9 protein-coding genes are annotated in these 10203 nt (G+C 48.3%); 5 read left to right on the top strand and 4 right to left on the bottom strand.

All coding sequences use genetic code 11. The annotated features are described in order from the left end of the window. The 5 genes from PF479_RS15295 to PF479_RS15275 all read left to right on the top strand — a co-directional run. The coding region (locus tag PF479_RS15295) for an ABC transporter permease (protein WP_367277249.1) at nucleotides 1-344 on the top strand (344 nt) is incomplete at its 5' end. Between the two features lie 14 nt (nucleotides 345-358). After that, nucleotides 359-1378: an NAD(P)-dependent oxidoreductase gene (locus tag PF479_RS15290; protein ID WP_298008149.1), complete on the top strand. Its 1020-nt coding sequence runs from the start codon at nucleotides 359-361 to the stop codon at nucleotides 1376-1378. Between the two features lie 68 nt (nucleotides 1379-1446). Further along, nucleotides 1447-2490: a substrate-binding domain-containing protein gene (locus PF479_RS15285; protein WP_298008148.1), complete on the top strand. Its 1044-nt coding sequence runs from the start codon at nucleotides 1447-1449 to the stop codon at nucleotides 2488-2490. A 102-nt stretch (nucleotides 2491-2592) separates the two neighbouring features. After that, nucleotides 2593-3645, top strand: a complete 1053-nt coding sequence (locus PF479_RS15280; RefSeq protein WP_298008147.1) for a sugar phosphate isomerase/epimerase — start codon at nucleotides 2593-2595, stop codon at nucleotides 3643-3645. Next, nucleotides 3642-4781, top strand: coding sequence for a Gfo/Idh/MocA family oxidoreductase (locus PF479_RS15275; protein WP_298008146.1), 1140 nt, complete (start codon nucleotides 3642-3644; stop codon nucleotides 4779-4781). The genes PF479_RS15280 and PF479_RS15275 overlap by 4 nt, the downstream gene beginning before the upstream one ends. 1 nt (nucleotide 4782) lies before the next feature. On the opposite strand, the gene PF479_RS15270 is transcribed toward PF479_RS15275, so the two are convergent. The 4 genes from PF479_RS15270 to PF479_RS15255 all read right to left on the bottom strand — a co-directional run. Then, entirely contained in the window at nucleotides 4783-5787 is a 1005-nt protein-coding gene (locus tag PF479_RS15270; RefSeq protein WP_298008145.1) for a LacI family DNA-binding transcriptional regulator, read from the bottom strand. Beyond that, nucleotides 5784-7382 carry an ROK family protein gene (locus tag PF479_RS15265; protein WP_298008143.1) on the bottom strand — a complete coding sequence of 533 codons (1599 nt, stop codon included), beginning with the start codon at nucleotides 7380-7382 and terminating at the stop codon, nucleotides 5784-5786. The genes PF479_RS15270 and PF479_RS15265 overlap by 4 nt, the downstream gene beginning before the upstream one ends. Continuing rightward, complete coding sequence (locus PF479_RS15260; protein ID WP_298008141.1) at nucleotides 7379-8485, bottom strand: hypothetical protein; 1107 nt, start codon at nucleotides 8483-8485, stop codon at nucleotides 7379-7381. The genes PF479_RS15265 and PF479_RS15260 overlap by 4 nt, the downstream gene beginning before the upstream one ends. After that, nucleotides 8482-10203 (bottom strand): PfkB family carbohydrate kinase (locus PF479_RS15255; RefSeq protein ID WP_298008139.1); only part of this gene is annotated, 1722 nt, incomplete at its 5' end. The genes PF479_RS15255 and PF479_RS15260, both read right to left, overlap by 4 nt.

Raw genomic sequence — 10203 nt, 5'->3', positions numbered from 1 at the left:
CTCTCTTTTCTGCCATCAATGTAGACAAGACTAAATTCATTGCCTATACGCTGATTGGTGTGCTTGTCGGTATCTCTGCCATCCTTTTAGGATCACGTTTTAATGCTGTGAGTACTTCTAATATGGGAATGGCCTATGAGCTGGATGCTATTGCGGCGGTCATCATCGGCGGCACCGCCATGTCGGGCGGGAGAGGGACAATCTGGGGAACCATTTTTGGAGCCCTCATCCTGGGTATCATCAACAATATGCTCAATATGGTCGGGGTCTCTCCCTATTTACAGGGAACAGTCAAAGGAATCGTCATTATCGCTGCCGTCTATGTGCAGAAACAAAAACAATAGGGAAAAGGGAATCAGTGGTTAAGAAAAAAGTAGTGGCTGCTCCGCATCCTCAGTCTCTGGATATCGTATTTCCGGGGGATCTGATGGGAGAATTGAAGGATACCGTTCAATTGGAATCTCTCGGGGATGATCCTGTTGATTATGATGCCCTGGATGGAAATCTTGAAGGCACTTTTGCACTGATTGGACAGATGGATCTGCCTGAAGAGAGGCTCAAAAGAGCTCCCGATCTTAAGGCCATATTTAATGTTGAGGGGAATTTTTATCAGAATATTGACTACGACTACTGCTTCAGAAACAACATTCATGTCCTGAACTGCGGGGCAGCCTATTCTCAGGCCGTTGCCGAGATGTCACTGGGCATGGCTCTGGATTTATCCCGGGGAATCTCCCGGGAAGACCGTCGGTTCCGGGAAGGCCGGGAGGTGTATCTGTCTGATGGATGCAGGGATTCGGTTCTTCTCTCCGGAAGCGAAGTCGGTGTTATCGGCTTCGGCAATCTGGGAAGGGCTATGCTGAAACTACTGGCTCCTTTTCACTGTTCTATAAAGGTTTTTGACCCCTGGATTCCCGGAAATGTAATCCTTGAGGCCGGATGTATTCCCGCCACCTTAGAGGACGTCTTAAAGACAACCCGGTTTATCTTTGTTTTTGCCGGAGTCACCAGGGAAAATCAGGGTTTTTTGAACCGGGAAAAGTTGGAAATGATTCGGAAGGACTCCTTTTTCTTCCTTATGAGCCGGGCGGCTGTGGTGGATTTTGATGCCCTGTGTTCACTCACGAGTCAGGGAGCCTTTACAGCCGCGACAGATGTGTTTCCCCAGGAACCTCTGGCAGGCGATCATCCAGCAAGGAGGAATGACCATCTTCTGCTCTCTGCTCATCGGGCCGGAGGGATTCCTCAGGCTTTCAGTCTGATTGGACGGATGGTTCTGGATGATCTGGGACTGATTCTAAGGGGACTCCCACCCCTCAGGATGCAGAAGGCTCAATGGGAGACCGTCAAGAGTTTTGCCAGCAAGCCTGCTGGTTGACTCAAATCGTGTGGATTTGGCAGCTGGTTATCAGTTGTTGGAGATAAAAAAATAATTTGGAGGAAAGTATGAAAAAGGTCTTGTCTGTGATGATGATTCTCATGCTGATTGCCGGTGCATTTATGATCACCGGCTGTGCAAAAGAGGAAGCCCCTATGGCTGTCGCCGTGGCTGCTCCAGCAGCTGAACCTGCCGCAGCAGTGGAAAAAAGCTATAGCGGTAAGATTGGAGTTTCTCTTCCGACCGCTACACATGGTTATATGGGCCGTGTGAACTGGTGGGTTCAGAAATCTGTTAAAGACTGGGAAAAAATGCATCCCGAACTGGAATTCCTGGTAGTATCCGCTGCCAGCGTGACAAAACAGGCTTCTGATATTGAGGACTTGATGGTCAAAGACATCGATGCTCTGGTTTGTTTCCCCTTTGACTCCTCTCTGACTTCTGTTATAGAAAAAGCCTACAATGCCGGAATTTACACTGTCGTATTAGACCGGGGTGCCACGAAACCTGTGTATGATGTCTACATCTCAAATGATGATGAAGGTTATACAAGAGAAGGAACAAAGTGGATTGCTGAACAGCTCGGTGGAAAGGGTAAGATCGTTATTATCGAAGGTATTCCCTGTGAAATCAACAGCATCCGGGTAGACACCATTAAAGCTACTGCCGCAAAATACGGACTGGAAATTCTCGACTCACAGCCCGGTATGTGGAATCCGCAAAAAGCCCTGGCCGTTATGGAAAATTATCTGCAGAAATATCCTCAGATTGATGCTGTATATACAGCCGATGATGATATGATGAAAGGGGCCCTGCAGGCATATAAAGAGTCCGGCCGTGATGATATTAAGATCTTCCTCGGGGGAGGAGCCGACAAAGACATCCTGAAAATGATCATGGAAGATTCCAATCCTCTGGTCAAAGCCGATGTAACTTATCCACCAGACTGTATTGCAACAGCAGTCGGCCTTGCCGTATTGGGACTCAATGATCTGGTGTTTGAAGGTTTTTACCAGAAAAAACTTCCAGTACGCATCATCCTGGCAGCAGAAATGATTACAAAAGAAAATGCTGAACAGTACTATGTTGAAGACGAGTTGAATTTTCAGTAGGAATTAACTGAGGTTCTGACAAAAGGTAAGCTGTCTGTTGTGAAACAGGCAGCTTATCTTTTCTGATATTCGAAGGACAAACAGCCTGATGGGAAGGTATCGATGACAAAAATAAAAGGACCGGCCATATTTTTAGCCCAGTTTTCAGGGGATAAAGCCCCCTTTGATAATTTAAATAATATTACAGCCTGGGCAAAGTCTCTCGGGTATAAGGGGGTTCAGATCCCCGCGAATGACAGCAGCCTGATCGATATCGATCTCGCCTCCCGGTCAAAAGCCTATTGTGATGATCTGATAGGGCAGTGCAATGGCCTGCATATCACCGAGCTGGCCTCCCACATCTTTGGACAGTTGGTTGCCGTTAATCCGGCCTATGATGAGCTTTTTGATGCCTTCACTGAACCTCTATTGCGTGGAAAACCTCAGGAGCGTCAGAAATGGGCGGTGCAGAAGATGATCAATACCATTAAGGCATCAGCCAATATGGGTTTGAGAGTTTTGCCCAGTTTCAGCGGTGCCCTCATGTGGCATCTGTTTTATCCCTGGCCCCAGAGGCCTGAGGGACTGGTGGAGCAGGGGTTTAAATCTCTGGCCCTTCTATGGAAACCCGTACTGGATGCTGCTCAAGAGTTCGGGGTGGATATTGCCTATGAAATTCATCCCGGAGAGGATCTTCATGACGGTATAAGCTTTGAGCGTTTTCTGGAAGCCACGGGGAATCATCCACGGGTCAACATCCTTTATGACCCTTCCCATTACATACTTCAATGTCTGGATTACCTCCAATTTATTGATATTTATGGTGACAGAATTAAGGCCTTCCATGTGAAAGATGCGGAATTCAATCCCACCGGCCGTCAGGGAGTATACGGGGGCTATTCATCCTGGCAGGACCGGGCCGGCCGATTCAGGAGCCTGGGAGACGGACAGGTTGATTTTAATCAGGTCTTTACCAAGTTGACAGAAGCCGGTTTTGAATCCTGGGCGGTTCTGGAATGGGAGTGCTGCATCAAGGACTCAGCGCAGGGAGCTGCCGAAGGCGCAGCCTTTATTGAATCCATGATCATCGACCCCGCCTTGAGGGCTTTTGATGATTTTGCGGGAACCGCAGTGGATCAGGAAGCGATTCAGAAAATATTGGGAGTGGATCAATGAAAAAACTGCAGGGTGGTATCATCGGTGCCGGTAAAGATTCGTTTATAGGGTTTGTTCATATGGCTGGAGCCCGGTTGATGGGAGAATCAGAAATTACAGCCGGTGTTTTTTCACGGGACCCACAAAAAAGCAAAGTCCGGGGGAAAGAACTGAGGTTGGCTCCGGACAGAGTTTATCTTGATTATAAAGACATGATTCGGGGGGAGTTGTCACGTCCGGAAGAAGACCGCATCGATTTTGTGATCATTGCCTCTCCCAACAGCAGTCATTTTGATATGACTATGGCTTTTTTTGAAGCAGGTATTCATGTTTTTGCCGATAAACCCATGGCTTTGTCTCTGGAGCAGGCTCTGGCGATACGGAAAAAGTCGGAAGATTCAAAACTTCTCTATGCCCTCACTCATGGATACACTGGTTATGCCATGACTAAACAGGCTCGTTTTCTTGTGGAAACAGGTGTGCTGGGGGAAATCCATCGTGTTGTTGTTGAGTACACCCAGGGATGGCTGGCCCCTCTGATCAATGATCCGGATCTCTTTGATACATGGCACCTGAATCCTAAAATTTCCGGTCCCTCCTGTACCATGATGGATGTGGGGATTCATGCCTTGAATCTGGTTCAGACCATAACATCTCTTGTGCCCGAAGAGGTCTGTGCCGATCTTACAGGAACCATCCCGGGGAATCCTCTGGATGATCAGGGCTCCGTACTCATTCATTTTAAAAATAAGTCTCGAGGACTGCTTCATGCCTCCCAGGTTTCATCGGGCGAGGGGAATGCTTTGAGGATTCGAGTCTATGGCAGTAAGGCCGGCATAGCCTGGGATGAGGAATATCCTGAGACCCTGGAACTGATGAACAATGACGGAAGCAGTACCATCTTTAAGAAAGGGACTCCCGCACTCTGTGATGAAGCCAGAAGGGCAGCCCGTCTGCCGGGAGGTCATCCGGAAGGTCTCATCTGTGCTTTTGCCAATATCTATAACAGTGGATTCCGTTTTATACGCCGGGAAGCCGTTGTGCCGGGAAGAGATTTTCCTGATGCCGATCAGGGAGTTACAGGACTTGCCTTTATTGAGGCCATTGTCAAAAACAGCAAAGGCCGCGAAAAATGGACAGTCATGGAAAGTCTCTAAATTATGAAAGAACTGCAGATTGTCTCAGGATCATCTGTGGTTCAATGAGGTGTTTGGGAAATGTACTACCGGAATTTCCAATCATATCCAACAGTTCCAGAGCGGCAATTTTTCCAATGTCTTTAATCCCCTGTGAGATTGTCGTCAGGGGAATTCGGCAGAATTTGGAAAGCTTGATGTCATCAAAGCCGACTACCGAGACCTGATCCGGGACAGAAATCCCGATTTCAAGGAGTCGTGTAATGATGCCGATGGCCACATTGTCGTTGGTGATGAATAGGGCCGTTTTGATCTGGTCCAGACGATTCTTTATAACCAGGACTGATGCAATTTCATAACCCTGTTCGTAGGTACTTATATTTTCATAATGGAGCAGTTCCTCTGCCCTGTTTAAGCTCTCCCTGAAACCTTGAATTCTGTTTGTAATGGACTGGTGGGGAAAACCTGTGATCAGGATCTGAGACGGTCTGTTCATTTTATTGAAAAACTCTGCCGCCAGTTTTCCTCCCTGATGATTATCACTACTGACATAGGCTATTTTCTTTTGCATGGGTATCACATTGATCAGCATGAATGGGATATCTGAGGATTTCAGCAGGGCGATGGACCGGGAGTCTTCAGATACGGGAGCCAGGATTATTCCGTCCACACGGCTGCTGATGAGCTGTCGAACCAGTTTTAATTCATTTTCCTCTTCCCATCGGGAGCTTAAAATCTGCATGGTGTATCCCGAATGACTGATGACCTGATCAATTTCGTCTGCCACTTCTATAAAAAAAAAGTTGGCCAGTTCATCAATGATAATTCCAATAGTCATGCGGGGCGATCCAGCCAGACTCTGAGCCATATGGTTGGGAACATAAGAGTATTTTTCCATGATTTTCAGGATTTTTTCTTTTGACTCGAATTTTATTTTAGGAGAGTCTGACAGGACTCTGGATACTGTGGCTTTTGACACACCGGCCTCAGACGCTATGTCTGAAATAGTGACTCTTTTCTTCTTCATTCCGTTCCTTTATTAAATAAATACTCTTCCAGTATAAGGCAGATACTATGGTATATGGGAAGATGAAGCTCCTGAATTTTATAGGTTTCTTTTCCTTGCACCCTGATGCAAATATCACAGAGATCATGAAGTTGGCTCTTTTTTTCGCCGGTCATGGCAAGGGTTATCATGCCTTTTGCCCTGGCCGCAATGACAGCTGCCACAACGTTGGATGAGTTCCCTGAGGTGGACAGTCCCCACAGGATGTCCCCCTTATTGCCAAGAGCCATTACCTGCTGAGCATAAAGCAGAGAAGGATCAACATCATTCTGGAATGCAGTGTTCAGAGCCGTGGGGGAGCATAGTGATATTGCCGGAATTCCCTGCTGTAATCGTTCTCCCATCTGTCGTCCCTTTTCTCCACCGGTTCGGGTGAGTTCTTCTTTCTGCTCCCGAGAAAGCGGGCGGGAATGGACAAAGCCTTTCATCAGTTCTCCCACAATATGGTCTGAATCAGCAGCGCTGCCGCCGTTACCGCAGATCAGGATTTTTCCTCCATCTTCAAAGGATTCAGTCAGTGCCCATACTGCTTTTTCAATGTCTTGACGACAGTCCTCCAGCACCGGGTAGCGGCTGATTAATTCATTGAGATAGAGTTGAATTACTTTATTTAAATTCAAGGACTGACTCTCTGGTCTTTTCCCTTTTTTCTGCAGACCTTTGGCGGCCACTCCGAGGGCTGCCATATCGCCCAGGGACTCTCCCAGGGCAACAGGCAGAACCTGGCAGTCCTTGGCTGTGATGGAAAGGGCTTCAAGTCTGATGATCTGCTCCATCTTCTCACGAAAAAGAGCCTCGTCCCGTGTAAAAATACTGCCTATGATGACCCTCTGAGGATTCAGGATGTCCAGAAGGAGAGCAATTCCCCGCCCCAGGGCTCTCGCCGTGATGTCTATGATGTCCATTGCTTTTTCATCGCCCTCAGTGGCGAGTCTGCAGATCTCTTTCCCGGTTTTCACATCTCCGTAAACTTGACTGAAATGACCTGAGAGCCCTCCGCCGCTGCAGTATCCTTCCCAGGAACCCTTTTTACCATAGCCCAGCGGGCCATCTTCGGCTATCCGGAGGTGTCCTACTTCTCCGGCCATCCCGGAGGTTCCTTCATAGAGCATGCCATTGAGAATCAGTCCGGCTCCCAGTCCGGTGCCGAAGGTCAGAAATATCATATTCTGAGTCCCTTTACCGGCCCCCCACAACCATTCGGCAAGAGCACAGGCATTGGCATCGTTTTCCAGGAAGCAGGGAAGGCCTGTTTTTTTCTCAAGAATAGAGCAGACCGGCACTTCATCCCAGCCGGGCAGGTTGGGGGGCGACAGAATCACTCCCTTCCTGCTGTCCAGGGGGCCTCCGCAGCTTATGCCAATGGCTTTCACATCGTCCTTATGAATGTCACAGAGAAAACTATTTATGGTCTGATATATCTTTTCAATGACTTTTTCCCAACTGTTCTCAGTGGGAAATTTCTCTTTTACAAGTATTTTTCCCTGAAGAGAACCCAGTGTAACGGAAATTTTAGTACCTCCGATATCTACACCTATGATGCATTTTTTATTCATTTGTGTAATCTCTTGTAAAGATGATGCAGGAATACTCTGTTGTCCATGCATGTATAGTCTGCAGGGCAGCCCATTCTGTTGAAGGTTTTCATGAACCGGTGGTAATAGGCCGGATTATCAATGGGAGGCTCGCCACGACTCCAGTCCCAGGACTGCTCCTGAATGTCGACAACATGGAGGGGGCAATTTTTTATGACTCTTCCATCCCTCCGGGCAATGTTCCGGGCCATGGAGAGTGATTTTTCAAAGATCATGGGAGACATCACTGCAGAGCCGACGGAGAGATACACTCCACCCTCTAAGCGGGAGACAGATTCGGCAAAGCACAAAAAGTCCCTTTCAGCACAGCGGCCGATGACGGCTCCCCGGTTGGTCCTGTGGGTATAGATGATGTCATGACCAAACATGGGATGACTCGTAAAGGGTACCCCCGCATCAAAGGCTCTGGCCTGAATGCTGTATTCGGCAAAGGGATGCTTGATTATTAAGGGTCCCGGCTTGAGATTTTCCGCCAGAATCAGGTCCAGGAAGTCTGCCGCCGCCGCTCTTTGCCAGAGTTCTCCACTGTTTTTTTCTCCCCTTAGTAAAGAGTACAATTCCTCCTCTGATGGGATAATAATTTCACCCGAGCTGATCATGGCTCCTATGGATTCCCCGTAACCCCAGCCTCGAAAGGCGCCTGCTGCAAGGGCCAGATTGAGTGTGAATCCTGTTTCTTCCCAGGTGCCGAATGTCCCTTTATCCACATTGACCCGGACATCCTCAGAGCTCAACCCCTGAAAGGCAAACTCCCAGTCATGAATGACCCCCGCGCCATTGGTGGCCAGGTGAGTCACCCAGTTCTCCTCGATGAGGGCTGCCAGGAGGAGTGACAATCCATTTTTGATGGCATGGGCACCAAATGTCAGCATGACCGGACGATCATTCCGACGAGCCTTCATGATCTCCCGGGCTATCTGATCCATTTTATGCTGATACACCTCTTCGAGAGGAGGGGGGGCGCTGCCGGGCTGAAGGGCACTTTCGGTGATCAGGACTTTGCTGTTCCGTGAACTGAGAGGATAAAACTCCATCTTGCTGCGGTCAAAATATTTCATAATCATTGATCCCCTTTATCCTTGAGATCCCATTTCAGATGGTCTGTAAGGAGGGATGCCCATGAAAAATCGGGTATCAGTGCCTGAGCGCCTCCCAGGATCAGACGCTTTCTTTTGTCCAGATTCACACCGAAACGCTGTTTTTCGTCACTCACAAGCCCTATCCTGGTAAAATTCCGCTTAGCCGCTTCTCTCATCTCTACAGGGCCATCGCCGAAGACATAGCACTCCTCCGGTCTCGTTCCCTCAGGGAGATTCCGGCATATCCTTTCGATCACCATTTTTTTAGGATCACAGTCTACATCTCCCATAGAACCGAATATTCCGCCGTTGAATAAATCTGCATACCCGAGAGTATCAGCTTCCTGACGGACATCCGCCTGATCCGTTCCACTTGCCAGATAGAGAGTGATGCCGGCTTTTCTGAGGAATTGTATAAAGGGGATGGCCCCTTTTATGGTGACATCCCTGAGATCCAGCATTCCCCGGCGAAACAGATCGATACGGGCCGAAACCATCTGGATGAGTTTGTCGTTGTATATTTTTTTATATTCCAGAGGGCTGAGAACCTCATCTTCAGGGATGTAAGAGTAGGACTTTACAAGAGCCTGGAGATGGTGCATCTGTATGATCGTCTGTACACCTGTCGTCTTCTCTATCATATCCTCTGCTGCAGTACTGATGCTCTTCATTTCTGACTGTGAAATCAGATTCAGTGAGTCTCCCAGGATAGAACGAAGGACAACATCTTTCATGATGGGTTCCCAACCCTGACGCAGGGTGGATATGGTTCCGTCATGATCAAAGATGATAACCCTTGGATTCCCTGTCGCTCTTATACCTGTGAGTTCTACGGGACTATCCTTCAGGTATTTTGCACCTCTACTGTCTCCAGCCAATTCCGGATTGTAGCGAAAGTCGGGGGAAGATCCCATGGCTAGGACTTCATCCACCCGGGGGTGACCTGTTTCGAATAATTTGGTCACCGAAACGCTGGCGGCACAGTTTCCCAGATACAGAGCCTTTTTCAGGGGGTATCCGGAGGCCATGGTGAGGGTCAGTCCTGCCAGAAAAGCATCTCCCGCCCCTACCGTATCTCTAGGTCCAATCAGGCTGATCCCCGGTGTTTCCTGCAGTCTTCCTTCCTGGTCAATTCCGATTGCCCCCTCTTCTCCTAATGTGATGATGACGGGTTTTTCCCAAAAGGAACCCAACCATCGGGTCAGCTCTTTCTTTTCGGGTACTTTCCCCGTGCCTTTGTTTCTCTGATTGAACAGGTCTTCGGCTTCATGAATATTTAACTTTCGGATGCTGTGATCATAGATATGGTTCAGGTGACGACAATCGCTGATCCAGAAACAGTCCTGGTCGAATTTTTTAATCAAACCCTTGAGCCCCTTCTGGAACAGTCTATTGTGGTATCCATTGAGCACCTGCTCATTGATGATGATGGCCTGATAATTTGATGCATTGGATTCAATATCATGAAGGAGAGATTCCACTGTCTCAGGGCTGACAATGTTAAAGTTACCAATATCACAACGCGGTTCCTCCCGGGAATCCCTGTAGAATTTATGATACACATGGGTATGCCAGTGCTGCTTCTGTGTCTGTATATGAGAGCAGGAAACACCGTATTTCAGCAGGATGGACTTTACGGTTTCACCGAAAGGATCCGGACCAGTCACACCATAAATATCCACCTGTCCCGCTCCCAGAGCCTT

Origin of the sequence: Oceanispirochaeta sp. (assembly GCF_027859075.1) — a bacterium.
Classification (GTDB): Bacteria; Spirochaetota; Spirochaetia; order DSM-2461; family DSM-2461; genus Oceanispirochaeta.
The sequence above is the reverse complement of the archived record's forward strand: the minus strand, read 5'-3'. Positions and strand labels throughout refer to the sequence as shown.

Bases quoted from the DNA above. Each gene is read 5' to 3' on its own strand.
- PF479_RS15285 (WP_298008148.1), top strand. From the start codon at position 1,447: ATGAAAAAGGTCTTGTCTGTGATGATGATTCTCATGCTGATTGCCGGT.
- PF479_RS15280 (WP_298008147.1), top strand. From the start codon at position 2,593: ATGACAAAAATAAAAGGACCGGCCATATTTTTAGCCCAGTTTTCAGGG.
- PF479_RS15275 (WP_298008146.1), top strand. From the start codon at position 3,642: ATGAAAAAACTGCAGGGTGGTATCATCGGTGCCGGTAAAGATTCGTTT.
- PF479_RS15270 (WP_298008145.1), bottom strand. From the start codon at position 5,787: ATGAAGAAGAAAAGAGTCACTATTTCAGACATAGCGTCTGAGGCCGGT.
- PF479_RS15265 (WP_298008143.1), bottom strand. From the start codon at position 7,382: ATGAATAAAAAATGCATCATAGGTGTAGATATCGGAGGTACTAAAATT.
- PF479_RS15260 (WP_298008141.1), bottom strand. From the start codon at position 8,485: ATGATTATGAAATATTTTGACCGCAGCAAGATGGAGTTTTATCCTCTC.